Genomic DNA, 19,070 nt, shown 5'->3' with positions numbered 1-19,070 from the left:
TACCCGTCACCCTCCCTTCGCTGGATTGCTGTCGCGGATCGGAACCGGGGCCTGCGGCGGCCCGCCCTGCGGCGGCGGGGACGGTGTCCGGCCCGCGTGGGCGGCGATGCCCGGCGCGACCGAACCGCCGCCCGCACCCCCGCCACCCGTGCCGGCCCCCTGCGGACCGCGGTCGCCGTGGGTGGTGATGCCCTGCTTCATCAGGTTCGCGGTGCCGTTGATCATCGCCGAACCGGCCTGCACGGCGTTGGCCCGGGCCCCGCGCATGTTCAGCAGCTCGTCGCCGAAACCCGGCACGAAGCGGTACACCGCGGCACTCGCGAAGATCGACAGGAACAGGATCGCCAACCCGGACAGCACCCGGGCGAAATCGTCGTCGGCCCCGGACCCCGTCGCCACCGCCCCCGCCAGGCCCAGGATGACCACGATGATCGGCTTCGCCAGATCCACCGCCAGCATCACGCCCGCCCAGCGCCGCACGTGCTTCCACAGCTGCCGGTCCACCAGCCCCGCGTACACCGCCGTCCCCAGCAGCGCGCCGACGTACAGCATCGCCGCCCGGATCAGCAGCTCGATCCAGAGCACCGCCGCCGCCAGCACCGCGACCAGCGACACGATCACCAGGATCAGCGGACCGCCGCCCACGTCACCCTTCTCCAGCGTGTCGGCGAACCCACCCAGGTACGACCCGGTGTCCGTCTTCGTCCCGACCGCTATCGCCTTGGTCAGCCCGTCCGTCACGCTCACCACGGTGAACAGGATCAACGGCGTGAACGCGGACGCCACCACCGTCAGCCACAGGAAGCCGATCGCCTCCGAGAACGCCGTCGTCAACGGCGCCCCCCGCACCGCCCGCTTCGCCACCGCCAGCAGCCACAGCACCAGCGTGATCACCGTCGACACGGCGAACACCACGGCGTACTGCTGCAGGAACGACACATTGGTGAAGTCCACCTGCGTCGTCCCGTCGATCGCCCCCGACAACTTCCGCACCACCCACGCCGCGGCCTGCGCACAGCTCTTGGCCAACGACCCGAGGGGGTCGGTCACGGCCCCGACGGTGCCGCTCCCGGGGAGGGAGCCATTGCCGGGCGGAGCACAGTAGACGTCATTGCCGGGAAGCGGGACACCGGGGCAACTCGTATTGGTCGCACCGGAGCTCGGTGTGGGCGAAGGGTCCGCCAACGCACGATGGGCAGTTGCCACAACCGAGAGTACGCCGAACAGCGCGACCCCCGTCACCCGGCCCATGGTCCGCCGGACGACACCCGGGCTACCATCAACGGGCATAGTGGAAGCCTCCGAACTGCTCGACGGCACCAGTGATCTCCTCGGCGGTCGCGGCTTGCTGGTCCGGCGGGATCGGGGCCGGTCCAGCCACACGGCTGTAGTCGCTGAGCTTCCAGTCCGACCCGGTCCACCTCAGACTGAGAGTGAGCGTGAACCACTCCTCGGAGACCGGTTTCGTGGAGCGCTCACCAGCCAGTCCGAACAGGCCCGTGCACCAGACGTCGACCTTGACACTGTCAGCGGTATAGCCACTGCTCTTGGCCCCCACCGGGATCGTCCGGCTGACGAAGGTCAGACCCTTCGGCGGACGCCCTTGAGTATCGACCCCGAACCTGGCTGCGGTCTCTGGCGAGAAGCCCTGGTCCAGCCGGCTCTGGAGCCCGGCCAGGGCGCCCGGGTCGGCGATGGTGGCGACGATGCCGTGCCGGCTGTCAGTGCGGAACATGTCCGCGGAGCCGATCGCCACCGCGTAGTTGGTGGCGGCCGACTGGGCGCCCGGTTCGGTGTGCGGGTAGCCGGTCGGGATGCCGTTGACGGTGGTGCCGACGGGCTGGTCGCCGCTGGGGGCGGGGCCGGCGCCGGTGCCGGATCCGGCGCGGTCGGCGGAGGAGCCGTCGCTGCCGGTACTGGTGCCGGGTGCGACGCGGTTGGCGACGGCGATGGCCACCACGAGCAGGGTGACGACGGCCAGGACGGCCAGCAGGGCGCGCAGCGGGCGGGTCTGACGGTGGTTCGACGGGGGGGAGGACTGTTCGCCGACCGGCAGGCGCGTACGGGTGCGCGGCTGGTCGTCGGACAACGGCACGGCGGCCCTCCTGGTGCGGGGAGCCGGGGCGGCTCCGGGGGCCCTCCGTCCGGGGGCGGGCGCGGACGGGGGGTGGGAACGGGGGTGGGAACGGGGGTGGATTCCTGGCGGGTCGGCTGTCGGAGGGGGTCCGGGCGGGGACCCGGTCTCAGGCAGGTCGGACTACTGCTGTCCGATCGTCAGATCGCCATGCCGTAGACAATGGTGAACAGGGTGCCCAGTGATCCGATGATGAACACGCCGGTCAGTCCGGCGACGATCAGTCCCTTGCCCTGTTCGGCGCCGAAGCTGTCGCGCATCGCGGTCGCACCGATCCGCTGCTTGGCCGCGCCCCAGACCGCGATGCCGAGGCAGAGGAGGATGGCGACGGCCATGATGACCTCGACCATCACCCGTGCCTCCGACCCGAGGGTCGCGAACGGCCCCCAGTCCGGGGCGATTCCGCCGATGATGGTGTCGATGTTCGGCTTCTTGGGGGGGTCCTCGGCCAGGTGGCCGACCGCATTGGTGTGCACGCTGCTCAGGTTCATTTCCATCTCACCGCCCGATCAGGCAAATTCAAGGGCCCGGACCCGGCCCGCGCGAAGGGTCGGTACCTATTCTTGGCCAGATCTGATGTCGACTTGGCTACTTCTCGCGAATCGGTCGTGAGGCATCGGACACGTACGCGAGGATGTACACCGTACGAAGGATAGCGCTCACTGTTCGTATCTCTGATGATTGCGGTGAGCAACGCCTTCCGGGACACTTCGACTGACGATTCGTCGGGATGGTGCTGATGGTACTCCGGAAGGCCGGTACGGCCGCCGCCGCTGCGGGAGTTGTTGCGTTCGGGTTCATCGGGCTGGTGACGATGGGGACTTATGCGGCAAGTGGGACGCCGCAACAGGCGGCGAATCGTTCCGCCCTCTCCCCCGGAACGGTCCCCGCGGCCTACCAGGATCCGATCCAGAAGTGGGGCGCGCTCTGCGCGGAGATCTCCCCGCCGATGCTCGCGGCGCAGCTGTACCAGGAGAGCGGTTTCGACCCCAGGGCGCGCTCCGGGGTCGGGGCGCAGGGCATGGCGCAGTTCATGCCGGGCACCTGGTCCGAGTACGCCACCGACGGCAGCGGGGACGGCAGGGCGGACGTCTGGGACCCGCTGGACGCGATCGCCTCGGCGGCGACCTACGACTGCGCGATCGCCAAGCGGGTCGCGAAGGTCCCGGGCGACCCCCAGGCCAACCTGCTGGCGGCCTACAACGCCGGCGAGGGCGCGGTGGAGAAGTACAACGGGGTGCCGCCGTACAGGGAGACCCAGGGCTACGTGCGGAACATCCAGGCGATGGCCCGCAGCTTCACGGCGCCCGCCTCGCCGACCGCGCCGCTGGAGGTGTCCCCGCAGTCGTCGGCCGCGATCTACTTCGCGCAGACCAAGCTCGGCACCCCGTACCTGTGGGGCGGTGAGGGCCTGCCCTCGCAGAGCGGGCGGTTCGACTGTTCGGGCCTGACCCAGGCCGCGTTCGCCAGTGTGGGCATCACCCTGCCCCGGGTGGCCAACGACCAGTGGTACGCCGGGCCGCACCCGTCGCGCGATCAGCTGCGGCCGGGCGACCTGGTGTTCTGGGCGACGGACCTGAGCGATCCGCGGAGCATCCACCACGTCGGGATCTACGTGGGCGGCGGGTACATGATCAACGCCCCGCACACCGGCGCGGTGATCCGCTACGACAAGATCGACACCCGGGAGTACATCGGCGCGACCCGGGTCACCTCGGACGGGGCCCAGGCTCTGCCGACCCGCAACAACGACGGCGCGGTCAACGCTCCGTCCCGCCCGGGCGGGACGGAGCCCACCGCCCCCGCGGGGAACCAGGGCGGCACCCAGGGCCTCCCCCAGGGCGGCGCGCCGGGAAGCGCCCCGGCGACCCCCGCCCGGTCGGCCGTCGCCGCCCCGCCCGCACCGGCCGGGCCGGCTCCCGCCGGGGTGGGTCGGTAGGTGCGGTGGGGCCGGGGCGGCGGGGAGCTGTGTGCGCGCTGTGGACGCTGAGTCAAGTTTCCATAACCGCGCGTTTCCGTGGAACGCTGTGTCCCGGTGATGACGTTGGGTCCGGTGGTCCCTCGTCAGCTTTCGGCGCCGGGCGGGCCCCGGCGGGAACGTACAGGTGCAGCGGACCAGAAGGAGGTGCGGCGTGTCGACGCCGCTTGCCGACACGACCAACCCCGACCTCGACCTGCTCTACGCCGTCAACGGTCTGGCCAAGCGCTCCCCGCAGTGGCTGGACCACCTGGTCTCGTGGATCGGCGAGTACGGCATCCTGATCGGCCTGGCGATGCTCGGCCTGGTGGCCTGGCTCCAGGCCAGACGCCGGCCGGACGCGCCGGTGGCGGTGGCCGGGCTGCTCTGGGTGCCGCTCTCGGTGGCCGTCGCCGAGTTGGCCAACCTGCCGATCGCCGCGATCGTGAACCGCCCGCGTCCCTTCGTCGACCATCCCGGGCTGCTGGTGCTGGTGGACGGCAAGGCCGGCACCCACTCCTTCGTCAGCGACCACTCGACCATGACCATGGGTGTCGCGGTGGCGCTGTTCCTGGTGAACCGCAGGCTGGGCTGGATCGCCGGCGGGCTGGCCCTCCTCCAGGGCTTCTGCCGGATGTTCATGGGCGTCCACTACCCGACCGACGTGATCGGCGGCTTCGCGCTCGCCGTCGCCGTGGTGCTGCTGCTGGCGCCGATCGCGATGGCGGTGCTGGTGCCGTTCTGCCACGCGCTGAGCCGCACGGCGGTCGCCCCGCTGATCCGGGCGCCCGAGCGCGGCGGTGCGGCCCGCGTCGGGGCCGGTCCGCGCGGCCGTCGCCGCGGGCGCGGGGCGGTGCGGGCCGGGGAGCAGCCGCCGGAGTCCGACCTCGCGGCCTGACGCCGTCTCCCGGGCCCGGCGCCGCGCAGGTGTCCTGGGCCCGGTGGGATCAGTCCGGTCCGGCGCCGTTCTCGGCGAGGTGGTCGGCCCCCTCGCGGCGGGCCAGTTCGCGCGAGCGGCGGGCCGGGGAGTACCAGCCGCAGCTGCAGGTCGCGAAGGCGAAGGATCCGCGCTCGCCGACCGCGAGGCGGTGTTCGGGCATCCGGGCGGTGCCGGGTGCCGTCGGCAGCTCACTGTGCACGTGGTTCACGGTAGCGCCCGCACCGGCCCCCGTAACTCTTGGCGTCCCAACTCGTTTGCCCGGAAAGAGCTCTGCCCGCCCGGTGGTGGCCGGCGGGGCAGTCGGGCCCGAGGGGGTTGTCGCGAGGATGAAGATGACCGACCAGCAGCGCACCGGACGGTCGGCACGCCGTCCGGGTCCGCACCTGCGCTCGGCGGCCGGGGCCGCCCTGCTCGCCGCCGTCCTGGCGGCGGGGGCCGCCGGCTGCTCCGGCGGCCCCGTCAACGGCTCCTCCGACCAGCAGTCGGGCGCCCCCGACCAGCTCGCCGCGGACGCGCTGACGGCGGTGCGCAACGCCCCCGACATCACCGGCCGTACCGGCTCCGCGCACGCCGCGACCGAGCTGGTCACCGAGTCGACCGAGAAGAAGGCCTCGTTCAGCGGCACCGGCGGCTACGACTACGTCAAGCGGATCGGCCGGCTGGAGGTCCAGGTGCCGCCGGGTGCGGCGACCACCGGGAAGATCGTCGAGGTGGTCCTGCCGGGCACCGTCTACCTCCAGAACAGCGGTGCCAAGGTCCCCGCGGGCAAGTGGGTCAAGCTGGACGTGCGCCAGCTGCCGGACGGCAACCTGGTCAGCAGCGGGGCCACCGACCCGGCCTCGGCGGCGGGGGCGCTGCGCGGGGCGCAGAAGGCGGAGGCGGTGGGCACCGAGACCGTCGACGGGGTGGCGCTGCACCACTTCCGGGGCACCCTGGACCTGGTGAAGGCGGCCGACGCGACGGGCGGCAGGGGCGGGGACGGCCTGCGGACGGGCGCGCAGACCTTCACCGTCAAGGAGGTCCCGTACGACGCCTGGCTGGACGACCAGGGCCGACTGCGCAAGGTGGTCGAGGTGTTCACCTTCGCCGGGGTGGCCGGGTCGAAGGAGCCCAGGGACCAGGTGAAGGTGACGTCGACGACCTCGCTGTCGGACTTCGGCAAGCCGGTGGAGGCGGCCGAGCCCTCGGCCTCGGACATCTACCGGATGAAGCCCACGGAGAGCCCGAAGTAGGGCTGGTCCGACACGCCCCGGGCCGCCGGGGCAGCGCTCCGGCGCCGGGGCGAGACGGGGTGCCGCCGGGGCGGGTGGCCGTCCGGGGAGCGACTGCCACCCGTTTCGGCGGCGCCGAGATGGCCCGTCCGTGCCATGTGGACGGGCCCCGAAGTGCCTAGGCTGGACTCCGGGTGGCTGCCGCCCGGGCTGGCGAGGCACTGAAGGGGTGGTGCAGGTGGTGTCGTCCACGGGCGGCCGCAGCGGCGGCCACGACGACGCGGCCCTCGACGAGATCGATCTGGCCGGCGAGCTGATGATCGCCGCGACGGCCAGCTCCGGCGACCGGCTGCCGACCGAGCGGATCGACGAGGTGCTGCTGGACCGGTCCGAACCCGGGCAGTGCGACCGGGAGGCCGACGGCTAGCGGGCTCCGGACGCGACGCGGCCCGGGTGCGACGCGGGCAAGGTCCGCTCCGGGAGCGACGCGCCCCCGGAGCGAAGCGGTCGGCCCAGCGGCTCAGCTGCGCAGCAGGCGGCTGATCGCGGCGGTGGCCTCCGCCACCTTGGCGTCCAGTTCGGCGCCGCCCTCCTCGGCGGCCGCGGCGACGCAGTGCCGCAGGTGCTCCTCCAGCAGGGAGAGCGCGAAGGACTGCAGCGCCTTGGTGCCGGCCGAGACCTGGGTGAGCACGTCGATGCAGTAGACGTCCTCGTCGACCATGCGCTGGAGGCCGCGGATCTGGCCCTCGATCCGGCGCAGCCGCTTGAGGTGGGCGTCCTTCTGCGCGCTGTAGCCGTGCGGGCCGTGGTGCCCGGCCGGGGCCGGGCCGGCGGGCGGCTCGGTCCCCTGCGCGTGCTCCGGCTCGCTGCGCGCTTGCGTCGTGGTCATCGGCCCCGCCTTCGTCTCAATGCCTGGTGGCTGCGTCGGCCACAAGTGTCCAACACCGGGGCCCTCCGTGGTGTTCCGACGGCCGTCCCGGCATGTGCCGCGGGGGCCCTGGAGGGGGCTCCCGGCGGTTCACCCGTCTGAGCGGCGCCCCGTTCTCCGGTGCGCACGACGGGGACAATCCGGGCGAGGTTCCGTCAGACTGGGGCTCGCGCCCACGTGTGGTGGTGCGCCCGGATCAGCCGGTGCGGCGGCCGAACGGAAGGGGAGGTTCCGGCTCCTTCCCCGACACCCCGTTTGCGTGATTGCGTTCGGTTGCACCTAGCATCGTTCAGTCCCTACCCCGCACATCGGAGATTTCCGTGCGTTTTAGCCTGACCCCGAAGGAGACGAGCTTCTACGACATGTTCGCCGCCGCGGCGGAGAACCTCGTCGTCGGATCGAAGCTCCTTTTGGAGCTGCTGGGATCAGACGTGTCGGCCCGTGCGGAGATCGTCGAGCGCATGCGCGCCGCCGAGCACGCCGGGGACGACACCACCCATGCCGTCTTCCACCAGCTGAACTCGTCCTTCATCACGCCCTTCGACCGCGAGGACATCTACAGCCTCGCCTCGTCGCTGGACGACATCATGGACTTCATGGAGGAAGCCGTCGACCTGGTCGTCCTCTACGACATCCAGACCCTGCCGAAGGGCGTCGAGCAGCAGATCGAGGTACTGGCGCGCGCCGCGGAGCTCACCGCCGAGGCGATGCCGAACCTGCGCAGCATGTCCAACCTCACCGAGTACTGGATCGAGGTCAACCGTCTGGAGAACCAGGCCGACCAGATCCACCGCAAGCTGCTCGCCCACCTGTTCTCCGGTCAGTACGACGCCATCGAGGTCCTCAAGCTCAAGCAGGTCGTGGACGTCCTTGAGGAGGCGGCGGACGCGTTCGAGCACGTCGCCAACACGGTGGAGACCATCGCCGTCAAGGAGTCCTGACTCCCGTGGACATGGCAGCACTCATCGCCGTCATCGGCGTTGCGTTCTTCTTCACGTACACCAATGGCTTCCACGACTCGGCGAACGCGATCGCCACGTCGGTCTCCACCCGGGCGCTCACCCCCCGGGCGGCGCTGGCGATGGCCGCGGTGATGAACCTGGCGGGCGCGTTCCTCGGCAGCGGCGTGGCGCACACCGTCTCCCAGGGGATCATCGAGACCCCCACCGGCAACCAGGGGATGGCGATCCTGTTCGCGGCCCTGGTCGGGGCGATCGCCTGGAACCTGGTCACCTGGTACTTCGGCCTTCCGTCCTCCTCCTCGCACGCGCTGTTCGGCGGCATGGTGGGCGCGGCCCTGGCCGGCGGCACCGAGGTGATCTGGAGCGGGGTCCTCGACAAGATCGTCATCCCGATGTTCGTCTCGCCCGTGGTCGGCCTGGTCGGCGGCTTCCTGGTGATGCTGGCGATCCTGTGGATCTTCCGCCGGGCCAACCCGCACCGGGCCAAGCGCAACTTCCGGGTCGCCCAGACCGCCTCGGCCGCCGCGATGGCCCTGGCGCACGGCCTCCAGGACGCTCAGAAGACCATGGGCATCGTGGTCATGGCACTGACCATCTCCGGCCACCAGTCCGGCAACGGCATTCCGGTCTGGGTGAAGATCTCCTGCGCGACGATGCTCTCGCTGGGCACCTACGCGGGCGGCTGGCGGATCATGCGGACGCTCGGCCGAAAGATCATCGAGCTGGACCCGCCGCAGGGCTTCGCCGCCGAGGCCACCTCCGCGACGGTCATGTACATCTCGTCGTTCGTCTTCAAGGCGCCGATCTCCACCACCCACGTGATCACCGCGGCGATCATGGGCGTGGGGGCCACCAAGCGGATCCGCGCGGTGCGCTGGGGCGTCGCGAAGAACATCGTGCTCGGCTGGTTCATCACGATGCCGGCGGCCGCCGTCGTCGCAGCGCTGATGTACTGGTTCGTCCACCTGTTCTGGGGCTGACGGCCCCGCAGGACGCACGGACGGACAGGGCCCGCCCCCACATCTCGGGGGCGGGCCCTTTTCCATGTCCCGCGGCGGCACCGCCATGCAGCACCGCGGGACAGCTCGCGATCCGTCACGCGTCCCGGCGCCTCGGCGCCGCCCGTGACGGGCTCCGGTCTAGCCGAAGCGGCCGGAGATGTAGTCCTCGGTGGCCTGGACCTGCGGGTTGGAGAAGATCCGCTGGGTGTCGTCCAGCTCGACCAGCTTGCCCGGCTGGCCGACGCCGGCCAGGTTGAAGAAGGCGGTGCGGTCGCTGACGCGGGCCGCCTGCTGCATGTTGTGGGTCACGATGACGATGGTGAACTGCTCCTTGAGCTCGCCGATCAGGTCCTCGATGGCGAGGGTGGAGATCGGGTCGAGCGCGGAGCAGGGCTCGTCCATCAGCAGGACCTGGGGCTCGACCGCGATGGCGCGGGCGATGCAGAGGCGCTGCTGCTGACCGCCGGAGAGGCCGGCCCCCGGCTTGTTCAGCCGGTTGTGGACCTCCTTCCAGAGGTTGGCGCCCTTCAGCGAACGCTCCACCACCTCGTCCAGCACGGACTTCTTCTTCACGCCGGAGAGCCGCAGACCCGCGATCACGTTGTCGTAGATCGACATGGTCGGGAAGGGGTTCGGGCGCTGGAAGACCATGCCGACCGAGCGGCGCACGGCGACCGGGTCGACGTTGGAGGCGTAGAGGTTCTCGTCGTCCAGGAGGACCTTGCCCTCGACCCGGGCGCCCGGGATCACCTCGTGCATCCGGTTCAGGGTCCGGAGGAAGGTGGACTTGCCGCAGCCGGACGGGCCGATGAAGGCGGTCACCGAGCGGGGCTCGATGCTCATCGAGATGTCCTCGATGGCCTTGGTGGTGCCGTAGTAGGCCGACAGTCCGCTGACGTCGATGCGCTTGGCCATGATCGTTGCTTCTCTCGTCTGTCTCGTACGTCAGTCGGTCGCTCAGTGCCCGCCCTTGGGCGAGCGCCAGCGTGCGATGCCCCGGGCGACGAGGTTGAGCCCCATCACGAAGGCGATCAGCACCAGCGCCGCGCCCCAGGCACGGGCGTAGCCGAAGTCGTTGTTGACCTGCGAGTACTGGGTCCAGATGTACATCGGCAGGGACTGCTGCGGTCCGTCGAACGGGTTGTTGTTGATGTAGTCGGCGCCGAACACCAGCATCATCACCGGGGCGGTCTCGCCCGTGATGCGGGCGACCGCGAGCATCACACCGGTGGTGATGCCGCCGATCGCGGTGGGGAGGACGATCCGCAGGATGGTCTTCCACTTCGGCACGCCGAGCGCGTACGAGGCTTCGCGCAGCTCGTTCGGGACGAGCTTCAGCATCTCCTCGGTGGACCGGACCACGACCGGCATCATCAGGATCGCCAGCGCGAGGCTGCCCGAGAAGCCGGAGTAGCTGAAGCCCAGGGCGAGGTTCCAGAGCGAGAGGATGAACAGACCGGCGACGATCGACGGGATGCCCGTCATGACGTCGACGAAGAAGGTGACCGCCTTGGCGAGCGTGCCGCGGCCGTACTCGACCAGGTAGACGGCGGTCAGCAGCCCGATCGGGGCCGCGATCGCGGTGGCCAGGGCGACCTGCTCCAGGGTGCCGATCAGCGCGTGGTAGATGCCACCGCCGGGCCCGGACTGGATCACGCCCTTCATGGAGTGGCTCAGGAAGTTCCCGTCGACCACTCCGATGCCCTGCTGGACGGTGTAGAAGGTCAGGGCGACCAGGGGGACGACGGCCAGGATGAAGGCGACCCAGACCACCGAGGTGGCGAAGCGGTCCTTGGCCTGCCGGCGGCCCTCGACCCGGGCCGAGAGGACGTAGCTGATCAGGACGAAGAGCAGGGCCGAGATCAGGCCCCACTGGAGGTGGCTGGCCAGCCCGCCGGCCACGCCGATCCCGCAGCCGAGGGCGATCGAGCCGACGGCCACGGCGGCCGGGGCCCACTTGGGCAGTCGGTTGGCGGTCAGCGGACGGCCGACCGGCCGGGCGTCCTCGATGACGGCGGTGACGGTCATGCGTTGGCCCCCGAGTACTCCTTGCGGCGGGCGATGATCAGTCGCGCGGCACCGTTCACCAGCAGGGTGATGACGAACAGGACGAGGCCGGAGGCCATCAGCGCGTTGCGGCCGTTGTCACCGGCCTCGGCGAACTTCAGCGCGATGTTCTGCGCGAAGGTGCCGCCGCCCGCGTCGAGGATGTGCAGCGACAGGACGTTGCTGGCGGAGAGCACCACCGCGACCGCGATGGTCTCGCCGAGCGCGCGGCCGAGGCCGAGCATCGAGGCCGAGATGATGCCGGGGCGGCCGAACGGCAGCACCGCGGTGCGGATCATCTCCCAGCGGGTCGCGCCGAGCGCGAGCGCCGCCTCCTCGTGCATCCGCGGCACCTGGCGGAACACCTCGCGGGAGACCGCGGTGATGATCGGCAGGACCATGATCGCCAGCAGGATGCCGACGGTGAACAGGTTGCGCGGGGTGCCGGTCCTGGTCTGGTCGAAGATGTACGTCCAGCCCAGGTAGTCGTTGAGCCAGCTGGTCAGGCCGTCCATGTGCGGGACCAGGAAGAGCGCGCCCCAGAGGCCGTAGACGATGCTGGGGACGGCGGCGAGCAGGTCGACCAGGTAGGCGAACGGCTGGGCGATCCTGCGCGGCGCGTAGTGCGAGATGAACAGCGCGATCCCGATGGCCACCGGGACGGCGATCGCCATCGCGATGACGGCACTGACGATGGTGCCGATGGCCAGGACGGCGATGCCGAAGACGGGCTTCGGGGCGTCCGGCGTCCACTCGAAGCTGGTGAGGAAGTTGCCCTCGTTGGTGGTCAGGGCCAGGACCGACCGCCAGGTCAGGAACGCGGCGATGGCGGCCATGACGACCAGCAGGAGGATGCCCGAGCCCCGGGCGAGGTTCATGAAGATCTTGTCGCCGACCCGGCTGTCGCGCGGCCGGCGTTCCCTGCCTCGCGGGGCGGCAGGGGAGGATGAAGTCATTGGTCTACTCCGGTCTGGTGGTGCCGCCCCGGAAGGGGGACGGCACCATGGCGGCGGTGCCCCGGACGTGGTGCTGGGTGTGGTCCGTTCCGGTGGGGCGGCCCCGGCCCCCCTCGCTCACGGGGCCGCTCCACCGGGGGTCCTGTCGGGTCAGGCCAGGGTGGCGATGACGCCGTTGACCTTGTCGGTCACGGCCTTCGGCAGCGGGACGTAGCCCTTCTCGCCGATGGCCTTCTGACCCGCGTCGCTGGCGGTGTAGGTCAGGAAGGACTTCAGGGTGTCGAGGGTCTCGGCCTTGTTGCCCTTGTCGCAGACGATCTCGTAGGTGACCAGGACCAGCGGGTAGGAACCCTCTTCCTTGGTCGCGTAGTCGAGCTTCAGCGCGAGGTCGCTGCCGGTGCCGGCGGCCTGCGCCTTGGCGATCGTGGAGGCGGCGTTCTCGGCGGTGGCCTCGACCGGCTTGGCGGCGCCCGTGTTGATCGCGGCGCTCTTCAGGCTGTTGGTCTGGGCGTAGGCCAGCTCGACGTAGCTGATCGAGTTCTTGACCTGCTTCACCTGGGCCGAGACACCGGCGCTGCCGTTGGCCGACTGGCCGCCCTTGCCCGCCCAGGCCTTGCCGGCCGGGTAGGACCAGGCGCCGCCGCCGGCGGCGGCGAAGTACTTGGTCAGGTTCTCGGTGGTGCCGGCGTCGTCCGAGCGGTGGAAGGTCTGGATCTCGGTGTCCGGCAGCTTGGCGCCCGGGTTCAGGGCCGCGATCGCCGGGTCGTTCCACTTGGTGATCTGCGAGTCGAAGATCTTGGCGGAGGTCGGGCCGTCCAGGACCAGGTTGTCGACACCGTCGACGTTGTAGACCAGCGAGATCAGACCGCCGACCATCGGCAGGTCGATGCCCTGGCCGCCGGTGCAGACCGCCTTGGAGGCGTCGACCTCGGCCGGCTTCAGGGCCGAGTCGGAGCCGGCGAACTGGATCTTGCCCTGGTTGAACTGCTGGATGCCGGCACCGGAGCCGCCACCCTGGTAGTTGATGGTGCTGCCGGAGCAGGCGGCGGCGAAGCTGGTCTTCCAGACGTCCATCGCCGCGCCCTGCGCGGTCGAACCGGCGGCGATCAGCGAACCGGCCTTGCCACAGTTGATCGCGGCGGCGGGCGCGGCGGAACCGCCGGAGCCGCCGGACGCGGTCGTGTTGTTGTTGTTGTCCGACCCGCAGGCGGCGAGCGACAGCGAGCTGACGAGCGCCATGGCACCGATCGCGAGGGCCTTGGAGCGGCCGTTCCGCTGGAGCTTCACAGGGGTGTCCCTTTCTGTGGCATTGCCCTTGCGCGGGCCGTACGGCTACGGCGGCCCAGCACGGGTTTTGCTGTGGTCCGGGGCCCGTTCGGCCCTCCGGTGGTCCCGAAGTTAGGCCGGGTAAGTGACACGACAGCCGGTCGCAAGTGAACGGGGAGTGAACCTCGAACGGATGACAGGAAACTACGTCAGGTAGTAACGGTTGCGTCACGGCAAGGGCGCGGGAAGATCACTTCCACCGTTCCTTCACCGGTGCCGCCCCGGCCGCCCGCACCGGCTTCGCCCCCAGGAGCGCCAGCAGCGCGTCGATCAGCGACCGGTCGTGATCGTGGGTGAGCCGGGCCCGCGCCTTCCCGGCCGGCAGCCACTCCAGCCGGTCCACCTCCCGGTTGGGCCGGAAGGACCCGCTGGAGGGCACCGCCGCCCAGTAGCGGACCTCCTTGGGACGGCCCTGCACCCGGTAGTGCTGGGTGGGCAGCTCCGGGCCCAGCAGGCAGCGGAACCCGGTCTCCTCCCGGACCTCGCGCAGCGCCGCGTCGACCACGCCCTCACCGGCTTCGAGCTTGCCCTTCGGCAGGCTCCAGTCGTCGTACTTGGGCCGGTGGATCACCGCGATCCGCGGCCGCCCCAGCCGGCCGCTCTTCTTCGGCCGGCCCGGCAGCCACAGCACCGCGCCCGCCGCCAGCACCACCGGGGCGTGCCCCGCCACGGCCCCCGCCCCGGTCACGGCCCCCGTCGCCGCCCGGCCGGCGGGCGGGCGCTCGCCCACCTCAGACCGTCCCGGCCGCGGCGGAGTGCCCCCAGGCGTCGGTCGGGACGAGCTCCAGCCAGCCGTCCGGGCCCGGCGGCAGGTCGGGCCAGCGGAGGCCGACGGCGTACCGCGCGGACTCCACCTCCAGCCGCTGGTCGGCGTGCACCACCCCCAGCACGTACGCGGTGGCCGGGGTGATCCGCGGGGTGCGCGCCGCGGTGGCGGCGGTGACGGCGGCGTCCGCCGCCTCCTGCTGCCGGGCCAGCACCAGGTCCAGCCCGTCCAGCTCGGAGGAGGCGCGGCCGCACACCTCCAGTGCGTACCGGGCCCGCTTCACCAGGATCCGCATCCGGGCCCAGGGCGCGTCGTCGGCCGCCAGCGCGGTGTCCGCGTCGGTCGCCCCGCGGGACGCCGGCACCGTGGCCAGCCGGCGCAGCCCGTCCCCGCCGTACGGCGTCGCGGCCCGCCGCAGCGGCAGCTGCTGGGCGCCCGCGGTCAGCGCGGCGAAGGCGGCGGCGGCCTGCGGCAGCAGCACCGCGGGGGCCCGGCCGCCCGCCGACTCCAGCAGCGGGGCGTCGCCGACCAGCAGGGTCATCCGGTCCGCCAGCGCGTGCAGCCGGGCGGAGCGGAGCTCCTGGAGCACCGTGGAGTGCGCCCTGGTCCGGGCCAGGGTCAGCTGCCGGTCCAGCAGCGCCCGCGCCTTGGGGGCGCCCACGTGGCCGGCCAGCATGCCCGTCCCGTCCGGGTCGGTGCCGCTCAGCGAGTCCAGCGCGCCCAGCAGCCGGGCCGAGCGGCGGACGTAGCCGGGCTCCAGCGCCAGCAGGTTGAGCAGCCAGCGCAGCTCGGTGCGCGACTCCTGCGCCCAGGTCTGCTCGAAGACCGAGCCGAAGGTGTGCAGCAGCCCGCCGACCCGCCGGACGGCCCGCAGCAGGTCCGAGGTGCCGGCCGACGGGACGACCGAGGCCGTCCCGGGTCTGGCGCCGACCTCGCCCACCGCCAGCGGCAGCGCGCGCAGGAAGGCGCCGGCCTGGGCGGTGAGGTGGTGGGAAAGGATGTCCCCGGCGGTCGCTGTGGAGGCCGCCTGGGCCGTCATCGGCGCTTCGGTCATGGCGTGGTAGATCCCCGTTCCTCCGAGGTGCTCCCCCGGAGCTGGTGGCCGACCGCCGGGACAGGTCCCCTTGCCGTCCCGGCGGCTTCGCATCAGTGGACGCGTCAGCGCGAGGTCGCGGCCCGGCGGCGCTGGCGCGAGTCGATCAGCAGGTCCTGGACGTGTCGCAGCGGACGGCCCTCGACGTCCTGCGAGTGGCGGGTCCACGCGCCGTCCGGCCCCAAGTGCCAGGACTCGGTCTCGTCCGACACCCCGAGGTCGATCAGCCCGGACAGCTCGGCGCGGTGTGCCGGATCGGTGATCCGCATCAGCGCCTCGATCCGGCGGTCCAGGTTGCGGTGCATCATGTCGGCGCTGCCGATCCAGACCTCCGGATCGCCGTTGTTGCCGAACACGAAGACCCGGGAGTGCTCCAGGAAGCGGCCCAGGATGCTGCGGACCCGGATGTCCTCGCTCAGCCCCGGCACGCCCGGGCGGATCGCACAGATCCCGCGCACCCAGACGTCCACCGGCACACCGGCCTGGGAGGCCCGGTACAGCGCGTCGATCACGGCCTCGTCGACGATCGAGTTGACCTTGAGCTTCACGTAGGCCGGGCGGCCCGCCCGGTGGTGGGCGATCTCGTTGTGGATCCGTGAGACCAGCCCGTCGCGCAGCCCGCGCGGGGCGGTCAGCAGGCGGCGGTAGGACTCGCGGCGCGAGTAGCCGGAGAGCCGGTTGAACAGGTCCGAGAGGTCCGCGCCGACCTGCGGGTCGGAGGTGAGCAGGCCGAGGTCCTCGTACAGCCGGGCCGTCTTCGGGTGGTAGTTGCCGGTGCCGACGTGCGAGTAGCGGCGCAGGGTGTCGCCCTCCTGCCGGACCACCAGCGAGAGCTTGCAGTGCGTCTTCAGCCCGACCAGGCCGTACACCACGTGACAGCCGGCCTCCTCCAGCTTGCGGGCCCACTTGATGTTGGCCTGCTCGTCGAAGCGCGCCTTGATCTCCACCAGCACCAGCACCTGCTTGCCGGACTCGGCCGCGTCGATCAGCGCGTCGACGATCGGCGAGTCGCCGGAGGTGCGGTACAGGGTCTGCTTGATCGCCAGCACGTCCGGGTCCCCGGCGGCCTGCTCCAGGAAGGCCTGCACCGAGGTGGAGAAGCTGTCGTAGGGGTGGTGCAGCAGGACGTCGCGCTCGCGCATCGCGGCGAAGATGTCCGGCTGGGAGGCCGACTCGACGTCGGTCAGCCCCCGGGCCGTGCCGGCCACGAACTTCGGGTACTTGAGCTCCGGGCGGTCCAGCTCGGCGATCCCGAACAGCCCGGTCAGGTCCAGCGGCCCGGGCAGCGGGAAGACCTCCGCCTCGGTGATGTTCAGCTCCCGCACCAGCAGGTCCAGGATGTACGGGTCGATCGACTCCTCGACCTCCAGCCGGACCGGCGGGCCGAAGCGCCGCCGCATCAGCTCCTTCTCCAGGGCCTTGAGGATGTTCTCGGTGTCGTCCTCCTCCACCTCCAGGTCCTCGTTGCGGGTGACGCGGAAGGCGTGGTGGGCCAGCACCTCCATCCCCGGGAAGAGCTCCTCCAGGTGGGCGCCCATGACGTCCTCCAGCGGGACGTACCGCTGGGGCGAGGCCTCCAGGAAGCGGGCCAACGACTGCGGCACCTTGACGCGCGCGAAGTGCTTGTGGCCGGAGACCGGGTTGCGCACCACGACGGCCAGGTTGAGCGAGAGTCCCGATATGTACGGGAAGGGGTGCGCCGGGTCGACGGCCAGCGGGGTCAGGACGGGAAAGATCTTCTGCCGGAACAGCGTGTGCAGCCGGGCCTGCTCCTTCTCCGCCAGCTCCGACCAGCGGACCACCTCGATGCCCTCGCCGGCGAGGTCCGGCAGCACCTCCTGCTGGAAGGCGGCGGCGTGGCGCGCCATCAGCTCGCGCGAGCGGGTCCAGATCAGGTCCAGCACCTCGCGCGGCTGGAGGCCGGACGCACTGCGCTGGGCGACTCCGGTGGCGATCCGGCGCTTGAGCCCGGCCACCCGGACCATGAAGAACTCGTCCAGGTTGCTCGCGAAGATCGCCAGGAACTTCGCCCGCTCCAGCAACGGGATGCCCGGGTCTTCGGCCAGTTCCAGGACCCGTTCGTTGAACGCCAGCCAACTGCGCTCGCGGTCCAGGAAGCGGCCCTGCGGCAGTGCTTCGAACTCCTCCTCGTCCGTGGCCGGCAGCTCCGGCGGAATACCCAGCGCGCCGGACATCCGGGCCGTAGGTGACAGCGGGGCAGAGACGGGGCGGGGGATGCTCATGGGCTCCAGCTCCTCCAGCAGCAGGACGGCGTCCGGACGCGAATGGCTCTGCGGGCCGTCGCCCTCGCCCCGGGCCGGACCCGGGGACAGCACCCACCCTCCCGGTGCGGTCCGTACAGGACCGGCCGGTGCGTGGCGGTCGACTCTGCACGAGCGAGACACTACGGACTTCATCCTGTGATCTTCGCGGCAGCAATTGAATCCACGGTAAACACCGCATGGCCAGGAGGAAAGCTGAGTCGGTCGGAGCAAGGGGCGTCGCCGTCCCGTCCCTCGCCCGCGACCGCTCGCGGGGCCGTCCCGGCCGCGTTAGACGCCGCCGGAGGACCGGGGAGTCCGGTGCGCGGATGCCCCGGACCGGCTAGGCCGACCGGTTCGTCCGGTACTGGGCTCGGTACATGAGGTCCACCTCGTGAACGGCGAATCCCAATCGTTCATATACCCGCACGGCGGCCGGATTGTCGGCGTCGACGTAGAGAAGCACGGTGTCCAGTCCGCGCTCCCCGGTGCCGGTGCCGGTCAGGTGGCGCAGGCCCGCCGCGGTCAGCGCACGGCCGAGACCGCTGCCCTGCTCGGCCGGGTCCACCCCGACCACGTACACCTCGCCGAGCTCGGGCTCGGTGGCGGTGGCCGGGTGCACCTTGGTCCAGTGGAAGCCGACCACCCTGCCGTCGCGGGTCGCGAGGAAGAAGCCGGCCGGGTCGAACCACGGCTCGGCGATCCGCTCGGCCAGGTCCTGCCCGGTCCAGGCGCCCTGCTCGGGGTGGTGGGCGAAGGCCAGGGCATTCAGCCGCAGCCACTCGGCGTCGTCCTCCCCCGGGCGGAAGGTCCGGAGCTCGATGCCCTCGGGAACGGCCACCTCCTCGGTCTGCCGGCCGGTGCGGCGCATCTGCCGCAGCTCGCGGACCAGCTCGGCGCCGTACACCCCGGCCAGGTGCCGGGCCGCCGGGTGGCCGCCGTGCACCCAGAAGTCCACCGCGTCGCGCCCCGCCCGGTGGGCCTGCTCCAGGACCGCGTCCACCAGCGGACGGGCCAGGCCGCGGCCGCGGGCGGCCGGGTCGACCACCAGCTCGGCGGCGGGGTTGGCCGCCGGGTTCTCCGGCACCTCGAGCTGGCCGTAGCCGAGGACGGCGCCGCTCCCGGTCCCGGATTCGGTCTTGGTGTCGGTCCCGGTCCCGGTCCCGGTCTCGACGAGGTGGATCACACCCGGCCGCGGGATCTCCGCGTTCCGCAACCGAAGCCGGCCCTGCTCGGACACGGCGGCCCGGCCGTCCACCACCTGGGCCGCCGCCAGAACACGCAGGGAACCGTCGCGCTGCTCGGGCCGGAGCACATCGTCCGCAATGACCGCTGTCTGATCGTCCATGCCCAGACGATACGTCACCGGAAATGCGAAAAGCCCCTGATCCGAGTGGATCAGGGGCTTTTCTGAAGAATTGTTCGGCGGCGTCCTACTCTCCCACAGGGTCCCCCCTGCAGTACCATCGGCGCTGTAAGGCTTAGCTTC

Annotated in this window: 19 protein-coding genes and 1 rRNA gene; 6 read left to right on the top strand and 14 right to left on the bottom strand. The window is 71.4% G+C overall.

Features of this window, described 5'->3' with window-relative positions; translation table 11 throughout:
• Positions 1–6: 6 nt before the first annotated feature.
• The 3 genes from ACWGKU_RS21615 to ACWGKU_RS21605 all read right to left on the bottom strand — a co-directional run bounded on the left by ACWGKU_RS21615 (position 7) and on the right by ACWGKU_RS21605 (position 2,625).
• Complete coding sequence (locus tag ACWGKU_RS21615; protein ID WP_452191526.1) at positions 7–1,050, bottom strand: hypothetical protein; 1,044 nt, start codon at positions 1,048–1,050, stop codon at positions 7–9.
• A gap of 229 nt (positions 1,051–1,279) precedes the next feature.
• Complete coding sequence (locus tag ACWGKU_RS21610; protein WP_452178485.1) at positions 1,280–2,095, bottom strand: hypothetical protein; 816 nt, start codon at positions 2,093–2,095, stop codon at positions 1,280–1,282.
• A gap of 179 nt (positions 2,096–2,274) precedes the next feature.
• A complete protein-coding gene (locus tag ACWGKU_RS21605) occupies positions 2,275–2,625 on the bottom strand; it encodes a hypothetical protein (protein WP_359914191.1) in 351 nt (116 codons plus the stop codon).
• A gap of 239 nt (positions 2,626–2,864) precedes the next feature.
• On the opposite strand from ACWGKU_RS21605, the gene ACWGKU_RS21600 reads away from it, so the two are divergent.
• Complete coding sequence (locus ACWGKU_RS21600; protein ID WP_452178486.1) at positions 2,865–4,073, top strand: C40 family peptidase; 1,209 nt, start codon at positions 2,865–2,867, stop codon at positions 4,071–4,073.
• A 193-nt stretch (positions 4,074–4,266) separates the two neighbouring features.
• A complete protein-coding gene (locus ACWGKU_RS21595; protein WP_359914186.1) occupies positions 4,267–4,989 on the top strand; it encodes a phosphatase PAP2 family protein in 723 nt (240 codons plus the stop codon).
• A gap of 49 nt (positions 4,990–5,038) precedes the next feature.
• Here the strand turns inward: ACWGKU_RS21595 and ACWGKU_RS21590 are convergent, their stop codons facing one another.
• Complete coding sequence (locus tag ACWGKU_RS21590) at positions 5,039–5,230, bottom strand: hypothetical protein (protein ID WP_380546947.1); 192 nt, start codon at positions 5,228–5,230, stop codon at positions 5,039–5,041.
• A gap of 133 nt (positions 5,231–5,363) precedes the next feature.
• Between ACWGKU_RS21590 and ACWGKU_RS21585 the strand changes: the two genes are divergently transcribed.
• Together ACWGKU_RS21585 and ACWGKU_RS21580 are read left to right on the top strand one after the other, a co-directional pair.
• Positions 5,364–6,263: a hypothetical protein gene (locus tag ACWGKU_RS21585; protein ID WP_452178487.1), complete on the top strand. Its 900-nt coding sequence runs from the start codon at positions 5,364–5,366 to the stop codon at positions 6,261–6,263.
• Between the two features lie 217 nt (positions 6,264–6,480).
• Positions 6,481–6,669 (top strand): hypothetical protein, encoded by a 189-nt coding sequence (locus ACWGKU_RS21580; RefSeq protein ID WP_359914178.1) that lies wholly within the window; start codon positions 6,481–6,483, stop codon positions 6,667–6,669.
• A gap of 93 nt (positions 6,670–6,762) precedes the next feature.
• Here ACWGKU_RS21580 and ACWGKU_RS21575 read toward each other — a convergent pair whose 3' ends face one another.
• A complete protein-coding gene (locus ACWGKU_RS21575; protein WP_401047808.1) occupies positions 6,763–7,131 on the bottom strand; it encodes a metal-sensitive transcriptional regulator in 369 nt (122 codons plus the stop codon).
• A 359-nt stretch (positions 7,132–7,490) separates the two neighbouring features.
• On the opposite strand from ACWGKU_RS21575, the gene ACWGKU_RS21570 reads away from it, so the two are divergent.
• Together ACWGKU_RS21570 and ACWGKU_RS21565 are read left to right on the top strand one after the other, a co-directional pair.
• Positions 7,491–8,111 carry a DUF47 domain-containing protein gene (locus ACWGKU_RS21570; protein ID WP_359914173.1) on the top strand — a complete coding sequence of 207 codons (621 nt, stop codon included), beginning with the start codon at positions 7,491–7,493 and terminating at the stop codon, positions 8,109–8,111.
• Between the two features lie 5 nt (positions 8,112–8,116).
• Complete coding sequence (locus ACWGKU_RS21565; RefSeq protein WP_401047805.1) at positions 8,117–9,112, top strand: inorganic phosphate transporter; 996 nt, start codon at positions 8,117–8,119, stop codon at positions 9,110–9,112.
• 159 nt (positions 9,113–9,271) lie between these two features.
• Here the strand turns inward: ACWGKU_RS21565 and pstB are convergent, their stop codons facing one another.
• The 9 genes from pstB to rrf form a co-directional block, all read right to left on the bottom strand.
• Entirely contained in the window at positions 9,272–10,048 is a 777-nt protein-coding gene (gene pstB, locus ACWGKU_RS21560) for a phosphate ABC transporter ATP-binding protein PstB (protein ID WP_359914169.1), read from the bottom strand.
• A gap of 42 nt (positions 10,049–10,090) precedes the next feature.
• Entirely contained in the window at positions 10,091–11,161 is a 1,071-nt protein-coding gene (gene pstA / locus ACWGKU_RS21555; RefSeq protein ID WP_401047802.1) for a phosphate ABC transporter permease PstA, read from the bottom strand.
• Positions 11,158–12,135, bottom strand: a complete 978-nt coding sequence (pstC, locus tag ACWGKU_RS21550) for a phosphate ABC transporter permease subunit PstC (RefSeq protein WP_452178488.1) — start codon at positions 12,133–12,135, stop codon at positions 11,158–11,160. The genes pstA and pstC overlap by 4 nt, the downstream gene beginning before the upstream one ends.
• Before the next feature lie 150 nt (positions 12,136–12,285).
• The gene (pstS, locus tag ACWGKU_RS21545) at positions 12,286–13,422 is read right to left on the bottom strand and encodes a phosphate ABC transporter substrate-binding protein PstS (RefSeq protein ID WP_359914160.1); all 1,137 of its coding nucleotides are present in this window, start codon (positions 13,420–13,422) and stop codon (positions 12,286–12,288) included.
• A gap of 229 nt (positions 13,423–13,651) precedes the next feature.
• The gene (locus ACWGKU_RS21540; RefSeq protein WP_452178492.1) at positions 13,652–14,149 is read right to left on the bottom strand and encodes an NUDIX hydrolase; all 498 of its coding nucleotides are present in this window, start codon (positions 14,147–14,149) and stop codon (positions 13,652–13,654) included.
• 43 nt (positions 14,150–14,192) lie between these two features.
• Entirely contained in the window at positions 14,193–15,281 is a 1,089-nt protein-coding gene (locus tag ACWGKU_RS21535; protein ID WP_452178489.1) for a CHAD domain-containing protein, read from the bottom strand.
• Between the two features lie 104 nt (positions 15,282–15,385).
• A complete protein-coding gene (locus ACWGKU_RS21530) occupies positions 15,386–17,656 on the bottom strand; it encodes an RNA degradosome polyphosphate kinase (protein WP_452178490.1) in 2,271 nt (756 codons plus the stop codon).
• A gap of 268 nt (positions 17,657–17,924) precedes the next feature.
• A complete protein-coding gene (mshD, locus tag ACWGKU_RS21525; RefSeq protein WP_452178491.1) occupies positions 17,925–18,929 on the bottom strand; it encodes a mycothiol synthase in 1,005 nt (334 codons plus the stop codon).
• A 72-nt stretch (positions 18,930–19,001) separates the two neighbouring features.
• Positions 19,002–19,070 (bottom strand): 5S ribosomal RNA (rrf, locus tag ACWGKU_RS21520); the annotation flags it as partial.

The sequence above is a fragment of the Kitasatospora sp. NPDC054768 genome, assembly GCF_053612025.1.
Note: the sequence above shows the minus strand (reverse complement) of the source record. Positions and strands in the feature narration are given on the sequence as shown.

Coding starts and splice junctions, on each gene's coding strand:
- pstC (WP_452178488.1), bottom strand. CDS start 12,135: ATGACTTCATCCTCCCCTGCCGCCCCGCGAGGCAGGGAACGCCGGCCG.
- mshD (WP_452178491.1), bottom strand. CDS start 18,929: ATGGACGATCAGACAGCGGTCATTGCGGACGATGTGCTCCGGCCCGAG.
- ACWGKU_RS21585 (WP_452178487.1), top strand. CDS start 5,364: ATGACCGACCAGCAGCGCACCGGACGGTCGGCACGCCGTCCGGGTCCG.
- ACWGKU_RS21605 (WP_359914191.1), bottom strand. CDS start 2,625: ATGAACCTGAGCAGCGTGCACACCAATGCGGTCGGCCACCTGGCCGAG.
- pstB (WP_359914169.1), bottom strand. CDS start 10,048: ATGGCCAAGCGCATCGACGTCAGCGGACTGTCGGCCTACTACGGCACC.
- ACWGKU_RS21600 (WP_452178486.1), top strand. CDS start 2,865: ATGGTGCTGATGGTACTCCGGAAGGCCGGTACGGCCGCCGCCGCTGCG.
- ACWGKU_RS21575 (WP_401047808.1), bottom strand. CDS start 7,131: ATGACCACGACGCAAGCGCGCAGCGAGCCGGAGCACGCGCAGGGGACC.
- pstA (WP_401047802.1), bottom strand. CDS start 11,161: ATGACCGTCACCGCCGTCATCGAGGACGCCCGGCCGGTCGGCCGTCCG.
- ACWGKU_RS21535 (WP_452178489.1), bottom strand. CDS start 15,281: ATGACCGAAGCGCCGATGACGGCCCAGGCGGCCTCCACAGCGACCGCC.